Genomic DNA, 17,551 nt, shown 5'->3' on the forward strand with positions numbered 1-17,551 from the left:
GCGCAGCCAAGAACAATTCAAAACTCAAAACTCAAAATTCAAAATTCCAATAAATGGCAATAAAGAAACGACCTATTTCTCCTCGCCAGAAGATGATAAACCTCATGTATCTGGTGCTCATGGCAATGCTTGCGCTGAACATTTCGACCGAAGTGCTCAACGGATTCTCTATTGTCGAGGAGAGTCTTAACCGCACTACAGCCAACTCATCGAAGGAGAACGAGGTGCTGTATGCCGACTTTGCCGAACAGATGAAGGCCAATCCGCAGAAGGTGAAGGAGTGGTTTGACAAGGCTACGGCGGTGAAGCGAATGAGCGATTCTATATACAACTACGCCCAACAGCTCAAGATCGAAATAGTGCGCGAGGCTGATGGCAAGGATGCCGACGTAGCCAATATAAAGAACAAGGACGACCTTGAGGCGGCAAGCCACGTGATGCTGGCACCCGGCACGGGTCAGGGCGGACGACTGTTCCGTGCCATCAACTCGTTCCGCGAGCGCATTCTCACGATGGTGACCGACCCTCATCAGCGCTCAATCATCGAGAGCAACCTCACCACAAAACTCCCTGCGAAGGCTCACACGATGGGCAAGAACTGGCAGGAGTATATGTTTGAGGACATGCCTGTGGCTGGTGCCGTCACGCTTCTGTCAAAGTTGCAGAGCGATGTGCGCTATGCCGAGGGCGAAGTGCTGCACTCGCTCGTGGCTAATATCGACATGAAGGACATTCGTGTAAACCGACTCAGCGCATTCGTCATTCCCGAATCGCGCACCGTAATAAGCGGCGACCAGTTTGCAGCACAGATTGTCATGGCTGCCGTTGACACCACACAGCAACCTGAAATATATATTGGCGGACGACGCATCAGCAACGGACTCTATCGCTTCACAGCCAATGGCGTGGGCGAACATTCGTTTGGAGGATACATCACCATGCGCGACGGAGCCGGCAATACAATACGACGCGACTTCACACAGAAGTACACTGTAGTGGCACCAAGCGCTACCGTGTCTGCCGACCTTATGAATGTGCTCTACGCTGGCTATGACAATCCTATCAGCGTGAGCATTCCCGGTGTTCCGCTCAGTGCTGTTCAGGCTTCTATGTCGGGCGGAGCATTGCGCAGCATAGGTATGGGCCGCTACATAGCACGACCCACTACAGTAGGCAGCGATGTCACCATTAATGTGGCAAGCAACAACGACGGACGCTCACGACAGATGGGCAAGTTCACATTCCATGTACGCAAGTTGCCCGATCCGGCTGCTTATATACAGATAGGCAGCGACCGTTTCCGTGGCGGCTCAATGTCTAAGGCTTCGCTTATGGGCACCAGCGGCATCAAGGCAGCCATCGACGACGGCATTCTTGACATACAGTTCCGTGTTACGGGATTCGAAACCGTATTCTTCGACAATATGGGCAATGCCGTACCAATGGCTTCCAATGGCGCCAACTTCACCGACCGACAGCGCGATACGTTCCGCAAGCTGTCACGCGGCAAGCGATTCTACATCTCGCGCATTACGGCTGTAGGTCCCGACGGCATCACACGCAAGCTCAATGGTGCTATGGAGGTGATTGTGAAATAAACGTAATGAATTATCGTAGAAATGAAATAAACGTAAACAAAGCACAATGAAAAGACTACTCTCTATATTGTTCATTGCTCTGCTCTGCACCGATATGGTGTCGGCGCAGCCCGCTGCACGCCTTCGCGAGCAAGCTAAAAAGCAACAGCAGACTACCCAGGGGCTGAGTCTGCGCGCTCAGATATCGTTCCCTACGCAGAAGTCTGCCGGTGAGGATGTGGCTTGGCGACGTGACATCTATCGCGAACTCGACCTCAACAACGAGGCTAATGCCGGACTGTACTATCCTGTTGAGCCTATAGGCCAGCAGATGAACCTCTTCACATACATCTTCAAGCTGGTGATGCGACGCGCCATTCCTGCCTACGAGTATCGTCTCGACGGCAACGAAGTGTTCGACGAGGCTTCGAAGATCAACCTTAAGGCGTTTCTCGACAACTACCACATCTACTACGAACGTACCGATCGTGGCACCCATATCGACGACAGCGACATCCCGTCGCGCGAGGTTACTGCCTATTACATCAAGGAGTCGGCTTACTACGACGACCATAACGCCATGTTCCATACCAAGGTTCTGGCGCTGTGTCCGATACTTAAGCGTGAGGACGATTTCGGCGATGCAGCCACAAGCTATCCGCTCTTCTGGGTGCGCTACGACGATTTGGCTCCGTTTCTTACCAAGCAGACCATCATGACGAGCAATCTCAACAATGCCGCAACTATGTCTATTGACGACTTCTTCACAAAGAACATGTATCGCGGAAAGATATACAAGACCACCAATATGCTCGGCAAGACCATCGCACAGTACTGCCCTAACGACTCGGCTGTAGCCAAAGAGCAGCGCAAGATTGAAAAGCAACTGAAGGATGTGGAGCAGAGTGTGTGGGGTAAACCGGAACCTAAGGATTCGCTCGACAGCATTGCCCGACTGGACAAGAAGGCTGCCAAGGCTATTGCCAAGCGCAATCGCCGTGCCACAAGAAGCAAGGCAATAAAGGTGAAGGCTTCGCGTCCGTCGCGCAGTTCGTCTGTTTCGTCAGGCTCTTCGGCTCGTGTCACCGTGCGACGCCAGCGCCACTAATACACCTTATATATTATATAGTATAACAATAACAACAATAAAAACTATTAGAGTATGAAAAGAATCTTCACATCAGCGGCAGTTGCAATCGTTATGTTGCTTGCTGCCACAAGTGCTCAGGCACAGATAAAGTTCGGATTGAAGGGCGGTCTTAACGTGACCGACATGAGTCTGAGCAAAGAAGTGTTTAACGCCGACAATCAGGCAGGCTTCTTCATCGGTCCGACAGTCAAGTTCTCATTGCCCCTTATTGGTCTGGGCATCGATGCAGCAGCACTCTACGACCAGCGTCAGGCAAAGGTTAAGGGCGAGGTAGGCTACGAACAGATTTATAGAGAAGAGCGTTCGCTTGACTCGAAATACATCAACATACCCATCAACCTACGCTATGGCATCGGACTGGGTTCGGTTGCCAGCCTCAACTTTTTTGCCGGTCCGCAGTTCGGATTCAATGTTGGCAAGAAGCATCAGGAGCTTGTCGACGATGCCACATGGAATCTTAAGTCGTCGGCTTTCAGCGTAAACGTAGGTGCCGGCGTTACCATTGCCAGCCACTTCGAACTCTATGCCAACTACAACATCGCTTGCGGACGCACTGGCGACGTCACTTTCTCGGATGCAGTAGACAAAGTATTCAAGAAGAACGGACGCGCCAACGCATGGCAGATTGGACTGGCGTACTATTTCTAACGAAAGTTGAGAATTGAGAGTTGAGACTTGAAAGTTATGATATGCTTTTGTTGATAACATTATCGGTTTTATAATTATAAAAGGTAATCATAACTTTCGATTCTCAACTATCAACTCTCAACAATAAAAAAAAGGACTGTCACACGATTGTGACAGTCCTTTTTTATTGTATTTGATAATGTAGTATTGTATTACTTCATCATTTCGTTGAACTCTTCGAGAGTTACCTCCTTGTTGTTCAGAGTAACTGTAGACTTCAGAGCTGCAGCGAGCTTAACGTCAATAGCACGCTCGATGAAGTTGTCAACAGCCTCGCGCTTCTTCAGAAGCTCGTTAGCGTAGTTGTCAACGTACTCATCAGGAACGTTCGACATGCCGTACTGAGCGAACTGCATGCGTGCCATCTCCTTGGCAGCGTTCTTGATGTCAGCGTCCTCAACCTTGATATCGTTAGCCTTAACGAGCTGCTCCTTGATGAGGTGCCACTCAAGCTGCTTGATGCTTTCAGCGTAGTTCTTCTCAACGAAGTCCTCACCCTTGTCCTTATTGTTAGCAAGCATGATGCGCTTGAGCAATGCGTCCGGCCAAGTAAGCTCACCAACCTTCTGCTCGCAGTATGTGCGAACGTCGAGCATGAACTTGTAGTCGGCGTTAGCCTCAAGCTGCGGCTGCAGGCTCTCGGCAATCTTAGCGCGGAATTCCTCTTCGTTCTTTACAGTACCCTTTTCGAATACCTGGTCGAAGAGTTCCTCGTTGAGGTCGGCCTTCTTGAAGCGCTGGATCTCAGTAATCTGGAAGCTGAAGTCAGACTCAAGGTTCTCTACAGCGTCCTTCTCAATCTTGAGGAGTGAAGAAATCTCGGCTGTGCCTTCCGGATAAGCCTTGCGTGGGTTGAAAGTGACGATGTCGCCGAGCTTAGCACCATTGAAGAGGTTCTTCTGATCCTCTACCTTGATGTATGAAGGCATAAGCACAGCACCCTCTACAGTGATGCCACCTTCCTTAGTATTGCCCTCAGCGTCGAGCTCGCGGATGTCGCCCTTGAGCAGATCGTTCAAAGAAGCGTCATACTCCTGAGCCTGCTCGTACTTGCCGGCACGACCCTGATACATCTCGATCTGCTCGTTGATGAGCTTGTCGTCAGCCTTGATTGTGTAGTAATCGATCTTGTTGCGACCGTCGAGAGTGATGTTGAGCTCAGGAGCAACAGCGATGTCGAATACGAAAGTGTAAGGAGCCGGCTGCTCGATGTCGGCCGGAGTCTCCTGCTTATCAGAAGGCAGAGGCTCGCCGAGCATCTGGATATTGTTCTCCTGGATATATTTGTAGAGCTGCTCGCCTACAAACTTGTTAACTGCGTCGTAGCGCACTGAAGCACCAAACTGACGCTTGATGAGACCCATAGGAGCCTGACCCGGACGGAAACCGGGGATGTTGGCCTTCTTACGATAGTCCTTGAGAGTCTTCTCGACAGAGTCCTGGAAGTCTGCCTCTTCGACTGTGATAGTCAACAGACCATTCACTTTGTCGGGATTTTCAAATGAAATGTTCATTTTTGTTCAGTCTAAAATTATATTTGTTATTATTGTAATTCGTCCACGGAAGTGCAAAATTACTCATTATTAATGTAAAATCCGAATATATATGGTGAAAAATTGTTGTTTGGGGTGTAATACAGCGAATTAATCACATTTTTTCATTTATCCCAAATAGGCCATAGTAATACTCTGTCAATATGAGTTGACATAATAAAAAACGTCGTATCATGGCATGAAATGGTCGTATCAAGGCATGATACGGTCATTTCATGGCATGACATGGTCATTTCATGATACGAAAGAGTGCATTATATCACGATGCAGACATTAGTGATACGATTACAACAACACAACATAACATAACAACAAAACAACAAATAACCCACTTCCCTTGCTCAGAGCTTGCAAATCAAATCACAACATAACAACATAACAATATAATAACCTCCTACAGCTGTGTACAACGAAAAAACTCCTCTCCCTACTTGAGGAAGAGGAGTTGATATGGTTATTCAGTTCTGTTATTCTTTTGCTTATCTTTTTACGTAAACAGGACGAACCGGTGCACGAGTAATAGCTCTGTATACATTATATTGATTTAAAACGATTCTAACTCCTTCCTTTTTAAATAGCATACACTTAACAAGTGACGGATCGCTTGGTTCCAAAGCACTTGAACAACGGTAACCTTCTGTTGAGTCATTATTCCAGTATCCGAAGAAGATGTAGTTGTTGTTAATCTTAGATATGAACATTACGCCCAGCCTTCCGTTGAGTGTAGACTCCGTAACCGTACAGTTATCGATCAATTCCTGCATTTCGTTCCACGTTGGAATTCTCCATCCTTCTCCAAGTCGCAGATAGGCAACATCATCTTCTTTCTCAAGGAAGAATCTCTTGTCACGGCTATCGTACTTCGTGTATTGTCCCGCTACTATGTCAGTGAAGTAATAATATTGGCCAGTCCCCTTTGTCCAGGTCTCGCCCCAAGAGTAATAGTCGCCATACTTTTCAGGACTGGATGCGCCAAGGTCGCATTTTGCCCACTTTATATTGCTTGGCAAGCCGAGGTCAACATACTCCATGGTTTCCTTAGGTATACCTACACCAGCATTCAGCTCCAGTTCTTTAATCTTCTTGGCAACCTCAGCCATAGCTTCCTTATCGCTCATGTTGCCGCTCTCAAGAGCCTGCAGCAGAGCTGTCATCTGTGTATTGATAGCATCAAGCTTGCCGCCGTAGCCACCTAAAGACTCAATAGCTTTTCTAATTTGATCCAAACTGCCATTTCCGTTCCCAATTTCCATGAACCATCCTGATATAGCAGAGAGTTTGTTTGTGAAGTTTTCGCCATATTTATCAAGAAGGGCATTTAAAGTTTCGAGCTGTGAATTGGGGTTAATGTTCTGAAAGGCAGCTTTGACAGCCTCAAGTTTTTCGTTGTAATCGGGTCTGCCTTCAACAGCCGTCTTGATGAGATCTACCTTTGCCGGCAAGTCGATGCTCATAGACTGCATGGCACCCGCAATGACATTAAGCTGCTTTTCGAGTGTGGTGTTGGTGCTGTTGAGAGCTGCGATAATGGCCTGGAGCTTGTCGTTCTGGTCGCCCTTCATATTGTCGATGGCAGCAGCGATATTCTTGATAGCCTGCTCTTTGCTTACATTGCTCTGATTGATGGCATCGACCACGTCGGTGAAGTCGTTGACTACGGTGACTTTCATCTCGTAGTCTAATTCGGGAGCGTTCTCCTTGCATGAACTAAAGAACGCTGGTATAGCCAGCAACATTGAGCCAGCTAATAGTATTGATTTAAATGTTCTCATAGTTGTAATGTTTTAGTGATTTTTTTGCTGGGCCTTTCTAAGCCTTACTGGGCCTTTCTAAGCCTTTGATAAAAAGAGGGGATTGAGCATTTCTGGGCCTCTTTAGGCCTTTCTAAGCCTTTGATAAAAGAGGGGATTGGGGCTTGTTAGGGCTTTACCTTTATGGTTACTCTTCTTCCCTCGTATGTCTTTTTGCCGTTCTTTGAGCCTATGGCTGTCTGCGGATGGAGGTCTTCGGGGGCGAATCCTTCCTTCAGCAATACCTTAACCACTCGCTTCAGGCGACGCTCAGAGATGGCCTGATTGTACTCTGCTGTGCCTGGAGTGCTTGCTTCGGCAAGTATAGAGAGCTTCTCGCCCTTTACGCTGCGGGCGAAGGAGCGCAGTCGGTCCATTTCCTCACGGCTCATGTACGAGCTGTTGTGGGCAAACTGAACGTAGTGTTCGGGGCCTCCAATGGCTGTCTTCTTGCTCTTCTGACAGTCGTCGAGCTGGCGCTGGAGGTCGTTGTTGTGCTGTTCAGCCTTCTGTCGGAGTGCTGATTCACGGTCGGCACGTGCCTTTTCGGCATCAGCTTCCTGGCGCAGATTGTTGGCACGATCGTTGAGAGCAGCCAGTTCGCCGTCGTAATAGTTGCGCATCTTGCTTGCACGACTCGGTACGAAGTTGTATCGAACGGTAGCCATGGCGTAGATGAGATGCTTTGGGGCAACTTCCTTACGATTGAGAAGCCAGTCGAATTCGCCCTTAATGCCTAATGTGAAACGGCGGCTTACGTCAGCCTCGATGTGCAGAGTGGCAGGGATGAAGAGCTTGTTGAACTTCTCGTGGCGGTTGGCTGTGAGCACGTTTCCGGTAACGGTGACCGTAGCATCGTTGCTGATGTTGATGTCGCCATATACAGGAGTAGTGGTGCCATTCTCGGTCTTGGTGGTTCCAACCCAAATGCCATACTCGTTGCCGCGTGCGAATGTTCCGCCAATACCGGTTCCCATCCAGATATTAAACCACTGAGCCTTGCGCATGGGCCAAAGCTCCATGAAGTTGAACTGAACGCCAAGCTTCACGTTGTGGGTATTCATGACGTAGTTGCCATAGGTCTTGGCAAGATTGGCTTTGGTGTCGATAGCGTCGAATCGCTGTTCGCGACGATAGCGCGACCAGATATAGTCGGCACCTATGCGAACCCACGGACGAATGGTGAAGTCGATGCCACCACCTACAGCAGGCGACTGCTTGTAGCTCGACTTAGCGTCGATATTGGGATACCACACACCGTTAGCCCACGACAATCCGCCTTGAGCGTAAATGCTCCAAGTATTAGTGCGCAGCTCCTTATTGGTATTGCGCAGCAGATCAGCTTTGCCCTCGCCCACGGTCTGCGCCTGAGCGCCTACCGTGAAGAGCGATGTAAGCAATACGCTGAACCCTATTCTTGCCCATCTGCCACCTGATAGCGTAATGAGCTTTTTGGTTCGTATTGTGTTCATACTTAATTTCTTTTTAAAACATTATCTTTTTTTGCAGATACTTATTTATTTGAGTAGAGGTCGAATACCGGTCGTATCACAACACCAAAATCACGGTATATTGATTTAAACGATGGCTCCTTGATACCTCCGCTTGATGTCTCTTTAGCAAACATAGGCCATGTAAGCGCTACTGCCTTTTGGTATTTATCTTTATCTGACAATTCATCAGCCGGATATAGATTAGCTGTAGTATAGTAGGTGTCATTGTCAGGCTGGACACCCCATCCATCACCTCTGAAACCACTGGTCATCGGTAAAACGATAGAGTTTCCGCTTGGTCCTGTCACTTTCCATCGTGCAATGACTTTCGTCTGCGACGGATCTATTATCTCTGAAAGTGTGGTAGTAACGGCTTCCCATTTACAATCTTCAAGCAGCTCTTCCCAGTCTTCTTTTGTAGGAATGCGATAGCCTGCACCTATATTAGCTCTTGCCGCATCGTCGTTGAGGTCAAGCACCGTCTTGCCGTCTTTCTCATTGTACTTTAATACCTTTATACCACCATCAATCTTAAAATGCTTGTAGTTATCACTATAATATTTCTTCTTGGTAGAAGTCTCTCCCCAGGCATAGTAATCGCCAAGTTCTGTAGGCTCGGTTGTACCCAAATTGCACTTAGCCCACAGCAGTCCGCTTGCCAATCCAAGGTCAACGCAATTGTTAGGAACCGGCACGCCAGGACCCTTGACCGGACGAATTGATATTCCGTCAGGACGACGTTTGCCATAACGGCCAATGCGGTCATTCTGGAAAGCAAAGGTCCAAGCGTTATATACCATGTTGTCTATACGACGAAGGTTCGTCATGCATACAGCTACTTCTTCGTCATCAGAGATTGCTCTGGTTTGTGGTTTTTCACTATTCTTAAAGCCGGCGCAAGGGATAAAGATAGACTTTTTGTTCTTCTTGCTCGTTATCTGATAGCCCGCAACACCGTTAAGCGTTGTTTTCTCAATTGTGGTATACTTCTGATTGGTCAATTCTCTGAAATCAGCCAAGGTAGGCGTGCGCCAACCGTTTCCTATTTTCTGTATTACGGCATCGTCTTCGTCTTCAAGCGTCAGCTTGCCGTCTTCATTGTTATACTTGGTGAATCCCTGGCTGGGAGCACCCTCCTTATACCACTTATGGTTGGATTTGGTGTATTCTTGCTTAGGCTCCACTTCGCCCCAAGCGTAATAATCGCCATACGCTTCCGGAGAAGAAGCGCCGAGGTTGCACTTTGCCCACAAGTTGCCGCTCGGCAAACCGAGGTCAACATACTCTACCTTGTCAGTAGAACCGCCAATGCCAGCAGCCGCCTTAAGCAGTGCAAGCTGCCTGGCAATCTCAGCCCAACCTTCCTTTTCGTTAGTATTGCCAGCCTTTATTGCCTCTACTATCTTTGTCATATTATCCAATATGCCATCCAGCTTGGCATTTTCGCCAGCAAGTGCTTCGATAGCTTTTCGAATAGCCTTAAACTTATCGTCTGTATACGTCATATAACGCAATGTACCCTCTATTTCTCCTATGCAGTAATACAACTTGCCTTTATAAGATAAAGGATCATCAGGATATTTGAGTTCATCGCTGAAGTATTTGTCGAGAACCCCCTCAAGAAGCTTCAGCTGTTCGTTAGGATTGATATTGACAAGAGCCGTTTCGACAGCTTTCAGAACCTCATCGTACTTAGGCATGTTTTCGACAGCCTTGGCGAGAGCGTCAATCTTGGTAGGCAGCTCGGTGCTCAAAGACTTCATCGCACCGGCAATCACGTTCAACTTGGTGTCGAGCGTGTTGTTATTGTTGTTAAGAGCATCGGTAATGGCCTGAAGCTTTGCACTTTGGTCGCCCTTGATATTGTCAATGGCAGTAACAAGCTGTGCAATAGCCTGCTCGCTCGAAAGCTTACCGTCATTGATAGCCTTAACCACATCGTTGAAGTCGTTAACTACTTGCACTTCAGTCTTGAACTTTATGAGAGAGCCCTCCTCTTCACAAGAGCTGAAGAACATAGGTGTCGCCAGCAGCATCGCGCCGGCTAACAGAATAGATCTTAATGTTCTCATAGTCGTATGGTTTTTAGAATTGATTGTATATTGTGATAGTTTTTGTGTTGTTGCAAATGTCAGATGCCTCATAGCAGACTGCGCAGCCATTGCATAAACGTGAGTTTGCGTGGCTTGGTTTCGGATGGATGTCTGCTTTGGCAGTTGCCATTGTCGGTCCCGACTCTGCGTCTATCCATCTCCACGTTTATCATTTCGCGTATAGTATCGAGCAGATGGGCGCGTTCTTCAAGAAACTCCTGCGCCTCGTCGGTCTTTCGCTGCCTGCCGTCATGTAGTATATGATTGTCAGTACTTGCCATAGTAGTGGGGTTTAAAGTTTCAAGTTTTGGTTGGTTTTTAATGCTGTCAGCCGACAAGTGGAGGGGTGAAGGAGCCTGGTGATGTAATATATAAAGGTGTTATGAAGAGAGTTTTGTACGGCGTCTGCGCCTGCTCCCGAGCAATCCCTCCACTTGTCAACTGACAGCACGTTCTCATCAGTATCGGAGTCTGTAGGGCTTGTGCTGCCAGACAGTCCGATGGCTGTACTCGCCAAGTCGTAGAGAAGCTTTAGTCTTGTTTAGTCTTGCTGTGGCAAAGTTACGAATTATCCAGTCTGAAGTATTGTGATAATCGGACATTATTGTGTGATAATCGGACAAAAATACATGAGCAAAAGTGCTCTAATCAGACATCGGAATGGCGTAAGTGGCTGATGCTCAATACAAATCAAAAACACAAAAGCCCCTCCCCCGGCCCCTCCCCCGTAGGGAGGGGAGTGGTATGATTTGAATGCTAAAAAACACAAAGCCCTACCGCAAACAACACAAAGCCCTACCCCCAACCCCTCCCCCGTAGGGAGGGGAGTGGTATGCTTTGTTAGCTTAAGGGGGTAGGGATTAACTAATTTATAAAATACAGGATATTCTATTGATGACCCACAGCCATACCGCACTCCGCCTCATTGCCCTTCTTTTGGCATACATTCCCTGCTCTATTCACGCTCAGTATACCTGGCAAGAGACCGACCGCGAGCCTTCCAAACCCCAACTTACATCTTCACTCTCATACCACATTGAGACGCAGGCAACGCTGTCGAAGGGACAGACACCGCTGTGGCTCAACGCCAACCGCTATGGTCTTAGTTCGCTCGACAAAACGAACGGATATGTTCGTGCTGCCGTTATGCGACCGTTGTCTGCCGACTCGGCACGCCGATGGGCTATAGGCTATTGTGCCGATGTTGCAGCACCGCTTCACTATACCAGCAATGTTGTAGTGCAGCAGGCCTATGTCGAGGCACGATGGCTACACGGTGTGCTTACGGCAGGTGCAAAGGAGTGGCCAATGCAATTGAAGAACCAGACACTCAGTTCGGGATCGCAAACACTTGGCATCAATGCACGACCCGTTCCGCAAGTACGTATCGCCCTGCCCGAATACTGGCAGTTGCCCTTCGGAGGAGGATGGCTGCACCTGAAGGGACACATTGCCTACGGCATGATGACCGACGACGCTTGGCAGCACGACTTCACACGCCGTCAATCCAAATACGCCGACCACGTACTCTATCACTCCAAAGCCGGATATCTGAAGATTGGCAACGAATATTCCACCTTCCCACTCTCCTTTGAACTCGGCCTGGAGATGGCAACACAGTTTGGCGGCACTCCATACCGTCCTTCCAACGACGGCACAATGCAATCAATACCTACCAAACACGGACTGAAAAGTTTCTGGCACGCATTCTTTCCGGGCGGACAAGACGTTACCGACGGAATGTATGCCAACAACGAGGGCAACATAGTAGGCAGCTGGCTGATGCGCGTCAACTATGACAGCGAGCTGTGGCGGTTGTCGGTCTACGCCGATCATTACTTCGAGGATCACAGCCAGATGTTCCATATCAACAACAATGGCTACGGCTCGGGCGACGACTGGAACAAGCGTGTACACCATCGCTACTACCTCTACGACCTGAAGGACATCATGCTGGGCGGCGAACTGGAACTGAAGTACGGCAGATGGTTGCACCACATCGTAGCCGAATACATCTACACCAAGTATCAGAGCGGCCCCTACAACCACGACCACACACAGAACATCAGCGACCAGATAACCGGAGTAGACAACTATTACAATCACGGCATCTATCCAGGTTGGCAACACTGGGGTCAGGTAATAGGCAATCCGCTCTACCGATCGCCCATATACAACACCAACGGACAGTTGTATATCTACAACAACCGCTTCGTAGCGTGGCATCTCGGCATTGACGGTGCTCCCACATCTCGCCTCGCCTACCGTGCCTTGGCTACATATCAGGAAGGTTGGGGCACCTACGACGGTCCGTTCAACCGCAAGCATCACAACATAAGTTTCCTTGCCGAGTCGTCCTACCGATTCAATAAGGGCTGGAAACTCACTGCTGCCTACGCCATGGACTTCGGTAGCCGACAGATGTTAGGACACAACGCAGGTGGACAGATAACAATAAGTAAAACGGGATTGATAAAATAATTATGAAGCAACTGACTATAAAAAGCCTGATGGCAACGCTGGCCACACCCTTTCTGCTTGCATCATGCAACGTCGAGACAAGCGACAACGGACCTCTCGACGGCTTCTGGCACCTTGAGCGAGTAGACACTCTTGCCACAGGAGGCACCACCGACTACTCCTCTGGTTACGTATTCTGGGGAGTTCAGAAGGATCTTATCTACATCAAAGACAGTTCCAACAGCAACGTTGGCGCATACTATCTGCGCTTCAATCAGACTCACGACAGTCTCCACATCACTAAGATATACCTCGACCATGGTCATGAGGACAATCCCAACCACGAGCAGGGCGGCGACATTCCCGTTGAAGCCATCGACAACAACCTGCGTTTCTTAGGTCTCAACGCCTTGCCCGAGCACTTCAAGAAGGAAGCCATCAACGACAACCACATGATACTTTCAACAGAAAAGCTGCGATTGAAATTCAAGAAATTCTAAGAACACGAATAACATTCGTGAATGTTGAGTTTTGAATGTTGAATGTTGAGTTTACCCACGAATTTAACATTCAACATTTAACACTTAACATTAAAAAACGTTGTCACGAATTATCGTGAATTGTCCATAAATTTATCCACGAATTATTTCTTGTTTGTCACGAATTATCATGAATTGTCCGTGAATAGTTAACATTAAAGCACTGTTTGCTTGCTCAGGCTATGGCGGGGACGCCATAACCTCCTACAATAATTCGTGAATAATTCGTGGTAATTCGTGACAATAACAAAATATTGTTTTGCGCTACACAATATTTTGTGTATCTTTACAGCAGAATAACAAACATTAAGGAGGAAAACCCATGGCATTATATTACGACAAGTACGTCAGATTTGACTGGGCTATGAAACGCCTGCTTCGCAACAAGACCAACCATGCCGTATTGGAAGGTCTGCTTTTGTCGCTGATTGGCAAGAAAATAGTAATCAAGCACTTTCTTGAAAGCGAAGGCAACCAAGAAGACCTGCTTGACAAGTACAACCGTGTCGATATATTGGCAGAAGACGAAGACGGCGAACTGATAATCATTGAAATACAAAACAGCCATGAGATCACCTACTTCCACCGCATGCTATACGGAGTGTCAAAAGCCATAACCGAATACATCGACAAAGGCGACAGCTACGACAAGGTGCGCAAGATATACTCCATCAACATCGTATATTTCGAATTAGGTCAAGGCAAAGACTACGTATATCATGGCAAGACAGAATTCAAAGGACAGCACGCTCCCCACGACCTATTAAAACTTTCTGCAAAGCAAAGCGAGAAATTCCTTGGCATCAGTGAAGCAAAACTTGAAAAGCGTAAAGATGCCGGAGAACTGTTCCCAGAATATTACATCCTACGCGTAAATGACTTTGACAAGATAGCCACAACGCCACTCGACGAGTGGATAGAGTTTCTGAAGACTGGCAAGATTGACGACAACACCAAAGCTGCCGGACTTGCCGAAGCACGCAAACAGCTAAGAGTAGACTCTCTACCCGACAAAGAACGCCGGGCATACGAACGCTATATGGAATCAGTAAGACATATGCGCAGCCTCTTCGATACAAGTCACGACGACGGCTACACTGAAGGACATGCCGAAGGCAGAGCTGCGGGTTTAGTTGAAGGTAGGGCTGCAGGCTTAGTTGAAGGCAGGGCTGAGCGTTCATTAGAAATAGCCAGACAATTGAAGGCAATGGGAATGAGCAGAGAACAAATCATGCAAGCTACAGGATTGCAAGAATCTGACATACAGCATCTGTGAATGTTGAGTTTTGAATGTTGAATGTTGAGTTTACCCACGAATTTAACATTCAACATCTAACACTTAACATTAAAAAAACGTTGTCACGAATTATCGTGAATTACCCGTGAATTAGCCCACGAATTTAACATTCAACATTTAACACTTAACATAAAAAAACGTTGTCACGAATTATCGTGAATTATCCGTGAATTAGCCCACGAATTCAACATTCAACATCTAACACTTAACATAAAAAAACGTTGTCACGAATTATCGTGAATTACCCGTGAATTAGCCCACGAATTCAACATTCAACATTTAACACTTAACATTAAAAAACGTTGTCACGAATTATCGTGAATTACCCGTGAATTAGCCCACGAATTTAACATTCAACACTTAACATTAATAATGGTAATTCGTGAATAATTCATGATAATTCGTGACTAAGACCCTCATCGCAGCCCTAAAACTTCTTTCCTATAGCGAGATTGACAAACGTCTTGAACAGTATCGTGATGTCAAACCACCACGAGCGGTGCTTCAGGTAATACAGCTCCAGTTCAAGGCGTTTTAGCATTTTCTCCATCGTATCGGTATATCCATTGTACAGTGTGGCGTATGATGTCACGCCCGGACGAATCTGATAGAGAAAAACATAACGGGGATCATGCTGCATTATCTTATCAATATAATATTTACGCTCGGGTCGCGGACCAATAAACGACATATCACCTCGCACAATGTTCCACAATTGTGGAAGTTCGTCGAGATGATGTTCACGCAGAAAGCGCCCTACTTTAGTCATACGAGTGTCGCGCTCATGCTGATATAACGCCGGACCATTCTTTTCGGCATCCACACGCATACTCCTGAACTTATATATACAGAAAGGTCTGCCGAAACGTCCTATGCGCTCCTGCCTAAATATTGCCGGGCCACCATCCTCACGGCGCACGGCAACATAACATATCAAGAAGAACGGAGCGAGCAATACCAGTGCCACCAACGCTGCCATGAAGTCGAACACACGTTTAATGGTACACTCCAATTCGTTCATTCCATCGAATATATAATTATCTTCCTGCATTTTTTCTATCAGCCCAAAGATTAAAAGCAACAAACACCAACACGTCTACTACAACAATCCATGTCAGAGAGACATATTTGAACATTATCACATTAATGAGCATAAACGCCAACTGCAAACCAAGAATAGCCAACAACGCAGCATGCTGCGACAGTCCCATCCTCATCAGTTTATGATGCAGATGACGCTTGTCAGCCTTGAACAACGGTTGCCCCACACGCAATCGTTCAAGCACAACACGCACCACATCAAAACACGGAACGATAAGCAGCGTGTACGACAACAGCAGACTGTCGCCACTAAACGGCTTGACATTGACATTATACATCGACAACTTGACAAGCAGAAAAGCAAGAATAAAGCCTAACGTGAGCGAGCCCGAGTCGCCCATGAATATCTTATACTTTCCGCCACGTCCGCCTAATATGTTATAATAGAGGAAAGCCACGACCACTCCGGCAAGACCTGCAATCAAAACACTATAGGCAAACATCTGCTCACGCATGAAACAATACAGAAAGCCTAACAACGCAACAAGCGAGAGCGACCCTGCCAAACCATCTATGCCGTCAATCAGATTGATGGCATTCACCACAAACACTATCACAAAAACCGTAAGTGGCGCACCTATATAGAAAGGCACAAAATCGATGCCCATAAATCCATACAGACAGTTGATATACAGTCCCGAAGCAGGCAACAGACATGCAGCAATCACCTGCACCAACAACTTCAGTCTGGCAGAAACTCCGACAACATCATCCACCACACCTACAACATAAACCAGCAGCAGACTCACGCCAAACACACAAGTCCATAAACTTACCGTTACGTTCTGCCAATCCGTAATGCGATAGAACCCCATAGCCACAAAAGCAGCTACAAGCATACATGGCATGAAGCACGTACCGCCAAGACGAGGAATATTATTGCTGTGAATTTTGCGTCCATCAGGAATGTCATACAGATTGCGCTTGAGACAGAAAGACACTATTCGCGGCACAAGCATATAGCCAAACAGCGCACTCAGCACAAACGCTCCAATGATGAACAATATATTATATAAAACCATCTTACGTATTTTAAATAATCAAATAAGATTGTATCTTTCACTACTACTAATATAATAACGGCGTTTTACAAAAATATTGCAAAAAGACAAGACATAAACTTTGTAGAGCAGCATTACACGAACAACTTTTCATCATTTATTATTGCCAATACAAAACAAAGTAGTAAATTTGCATAAAACGCAAAGCTTATGGAATACGACATAAAAGACAAAATAGAATGGACTGTGATATTCCTCACAGAATTTGGCAAACGGCATGGTCTTACACTAAAACAAGCCTTCAACTATCTGCTGCGTTACAAAGGCATAAACTTTGTAGAGCAGCATTACGACTATCTACATACACAATCGTTCGTATCAGCAGTAGACGACCTAACACAATACTGCCATAAATTGGGAGGAGGCATTGCATGAGACTGTATCACGGCACCAATATAATGTTTGATGAAATTGATTTGCACAAATCAAAACCAAACAAAGATTTCGGACAAGGGTTCTATCTGTCACCCGACTTCGAACAGGCTCTTAAAATGGCTAAAATAAAGACAGAGCAACAACAAGAAGGTACACCAATCGTAATGGATTTTGAAGTAGATGAAGCAGAAATCAAGGAAATGCACACGCTCCATTTTGACGATTACAGCAAACAATGGGCTGAATTTATTCTTGCCAACCGTAACAACCCCACCCCTCTGTTGATACACGACTACGACATCGTAATAACCTGAGTTCGGGATAAGCGACTGTCGTTTTTCTTGCTATGCCAGATTTCCGATAGGTGCATATTAC

15 protein-coding genes are annotated in these 17,551 nt (G+C 46.9%); 8 read left to right on the plus strand and 7 right to left on the minus strand.

The features are described 5' to 3' along the window. Positions 1-53: 53 nt before the first annotated feature. The 3 genes from gldM to I6E49_RS05160 are packed head-to-tail and all read left to right on the plus strand — an operon-like array spanning position 54 to position 3,375. Entirely contained in the window at positions 54-1,598 is a 1,545-nt protein-coding gene (gldM, locus tag I6E49_RS05150; RefSeq protein ID WP_235400828.1) for a gliding motility protein GldM, read from the plus strand. Between the two features lie 46 nt (positions 1,599-1,644). Further along, positions 1,645-2,685, plus strand: coding sequence for a gliding motility protein GldN (gene gldN, locus I6E49_RS05155; RefSeq protein ID WP_235400829.1), 1,041 nt, complete (start codon positions 1,645-1,647; stop codon positions 2,683-2,685). A 54-nt stretch (positions 2,686-2,739) separates the two neighbouring features. Further along, positions 2,740-3,375, plus strand: a complete 636-nt coding sequence (locus tag I6E49_RS05160; protein ID WP_235400830.1) for a porin family protein — start codon at positions 2,740-2,742, stop codon at positions 3,373-3,375. Between the two features lie 191 nt (positions 3,376-3,566). Here the strand turns inward: I6E49_RS05160 and tig are convergent, their stop codons facing one another. The 5 genes from tig to I6E49_RS05185 form a co-directional block, all read right to left on the minus strand. Then, positions 3,567-4,928: a trigger factor gene (gene tig / locus I6E49_RS05165; RefSeq protein WP_235400831.1), complete on the minus strand. Its 1,362-nt coding sequence runs from the start codon at positions 4,926-4,928 to the stop codon at positions 3,567-3,569. Positions 4,929-5,446: 518 nt separating this feature from the next. Beyond that, positions 5,447-6,739, minus strand: a complete 1,293-nt coding sequence (locus I6E49_RS05170; RefSeq protein ID WP_235400832.1) for a hypothetical protein — start codon at positions 6,737-6,739, stop codon at positions 5,447-5,449. 146 nt (positions 6,740-6,885) lie between these two features. After that, on the minus strand, positions 6,886-8,229 hold the full coding sequence (locus tag I6E49_RS05175) for a hypothetical protein (protein WP_235400833.1): 1,344 nt from the start codon (positions 8,227-8,229) through the stop codon (positions 6,886-6,888). Between the two features lie 41 nt (positions 8,230-8,270). After that, positions 8,271-10,322, minus strand: a complete 2,052-nt coding sequence (locus I6E49_RS05180; protein ID WP_235400834.1) for a hypothetical protein — start codon at positions 10,320-10,322, stop codon at positions 8,271-8,273. A 68-nt stretch (positions 10,323-10,390) separates the two neighbouring features. Then, positions 10,391-10,624 carry a hypothetical protein gene (locus I6E49_RS05185; RefSeq protein WP_235400835.1) on the minus strand — a complete coding sequence of 78 codons (234 nt, stop codon included), beginning with the start codon at positions 10,622-10,624 and terminating at the stop codon, positions 10,391-10,393. Positions 10,625-11,237: 613 nt separating this feature from the next. Here I6E49_RS05185 and I6E49_RS05190 point away from each other — a divergent pair. The 3 genes from I6E49_RS05190 to I6E49_RS05200 all read left to right on the plus strand — a co-directional run bounded on the left by I6E49_RS05190 (position 11,238) and on the right by I6E49_RS05200 (position 14,618). After that, complete coding sequence (locus I6E49_RS05190; RefSeq protein ID WP_235400837.1) at positions 11,238-12,824, plus strand: capsule assembly Wzi family protein; 1,587 nt, start codon at positions 11,238-11,240, stop codon at positions 12,822-12,824. 2 nt (positions 12,825-12,826) lie between these two features. Beyond that, positions 12,827-13,303 carry a lipocalin-like domain-containing protein gene (locus I6E49_RS05195; protein WP_235400839.1) on the plus strand — a complete coding sequence of 159 codons (477 nt, stop codon included), beginning with the start codon at positions 12,827-12,829 and terminating at the stop codon, positions 13,301-13,303. Between the two features lie 361 nt (positions 13,304-13,664). After that, complete coding sequence (locus I6E49_RS05200) at positions 13,665-14,618, plus strand: Rpn family recombination-promoting nuclease/putative transposase (RefSeq protein WP_235400841.1); 954 nt, start codon at positions 13,665-13,667, stop codon at positions 14,616-14,618. Between the two features lie 448 nt (positions 14,619-15,066). Here I6E49_RS05200 and I6E49_RS05205 read toward each other — a convergent pair whose 3' ends face one another. After that, on the minus strand, positions 15,067-15,690 hold the full coding sequence (locus I6E49_RS05205) for a sugar transferase (RefSeq protein ID WP_235400842.1): 624 nt from the start codon (positions 15,688-15,690) through the stop codon (positions 15,067-15,069). Next, positions 15,677-16,762, minus strand: a complete 1,086-nt coding sequence (locus tag I6E49_RS05210; RefSeq protein ID WP_235400844.1) for an MraY family glycosyltransferase — start codon at positions 16,760-16,762, stop codon at positions 15,677-15,679. The genes I6E49_RS05205 and I6E49_RS05210 overlap by 14 nt, the downstream gene beginning before the upstream one ends. A gap of 189 nt (positions 16,763-16,951) precedes the next feature. Here I6E49_RS05210 and I6E49_RS05215 point away from each other — a divergent pair, with 189 nt between their 5' ends. After that, positions 16,952-17,176, plus strand: coding sequence for a DUF3791 domain-containing protein (locus tag I6E49_RS05215; protein WP_235400846.1), 225 nt, complete (start codon positions 16,952-16,954; stop codon positions 17,174-17,176). A 23-nt stretch (positions 17,177-17,199) separates the two neighbouring features. After that, entirely contained in the window at positions 17,200-17,490 is a 291-nt protein-coding gene (locus I6E49_RS05220) for a DUF3990 domain-containing protein (RefSeq protein ID WP_235400848.1), read from the plus strand. Positions 17,491-17,551: the final 61 nt, after the last annotated feature.

Source organism: Leyella stercorea, from assembly GCF_021531655.1.

What these genes read in the sequence shown, in the direction of transcription:
- I6E49_RS05195 (WP_235400839.1), top strand. Translation starts at nt 12,827, where the DNA reads ATGAAGCAACTGACTATAAAAAGCCTGATGGCAACGCTGGCCACACCC.
- I6E49_RS05210 (WP_235400844.1), bottom strand. Translation starts at nt 16,762, where the DNA reads ATGGTTTTATATAATATATTGTTCATCATTGGAGCGTTTGTGCTGAGT.
- I6E49_RS05190 (WP_235400837.1), top strand. Translation starts at nt 11,238, where the DNA reads ATGACCCACAGCCATACCGCACTCCGCCTCATTGCCCTTCTTTTGGCA.
- I6E49_RS05215 (WP_235400846.1), top strand. Translation starts at nt 16,952, where the DNA reads ATGGAATACGACATAAAAGACAAAATAGAATGGACTGTGATATTCCTC.
- I6E49_RS05170 (WP_235400832.1), bottom strand. Translation starts at nt 6,739, where the DNA reads ATGAGAACATTTAAATCAATACTATTAGCTGGCTCAATGTTGCTGGCT.
- tig (WP_235400831.1), bottom strand. Translation starts at nt 4,928, where the DNA reads ATGAACATTTCATTTGAAAATCCCGACAAAGTGAATGGTCTGTTGACT.
- I6E49_RS05175 (WP_235400833.1), bottom strand. Translation starts at nt 8,229, where the DNA reads ATGAACACAATACGAACCAAAAAGCTCATTACGCTATCAGGTGGCAGA.
- I6E49_RS05200 (WP_235400841.1), top strand. Translation starts at nt 13,665, where the DNA reads ATGGCATTATATTACGACAAGTACGTCAGATTTGACTGGGCTATGAAA.
- I6E49_RS05185 (WP_235400835.1), bottom strand. Translation starts at nt 10,624, where the DNA reads ATGGCAAGTACTGACAATCATATACTACATGACGGCAGGCAGCGAAAG.
- I6E49_RS05220 (WP_235400848.1), top strand. Translation starts at nt 17,200, where the DNA reads ATGTTTGATGAAATTGATTTGCACAAATCAAAACCAAACAAAGATTTC.
- gldM (WP_235400828.1), top strand. Translation starts at nt 54, where the DNA reads ATGGCAATAAAGAAACGACCTATTTCTCCTCGCCAGAAGATGATAAAC.
- gldN (WP_235400829.1), top strand. Translation starts at nt 1,645, where the DNA reads ATGAAAAGACTACTCTCTATATTGTTCATTGCTCTGCTCTGCACCGAT.
- I6E49_RS05205 (WP_235400842.1), bottom strand. Translation starts at nt 15,690, where the DNA reads ATGCAGGAAGATAATTATATATTCGATGGAATGAACGAATTGGAGTGT.
- I6E49_RS05160 (WP_235400830.1), top strand. Translation starts at nt 2,740, where the DNA reads ATGAAAAGAATCTTCACATCAGCGGCAGTTGCAATCGTTATGTTGCTT.
- I6E49_RS05180 (WP_235400834.1), bottom strand. Translation starts at nt 10,322, where the DNA reads ATGAGAACATTAAGATCTATTCTGTTAGCCGGCGCGATGCTGCTGGCG.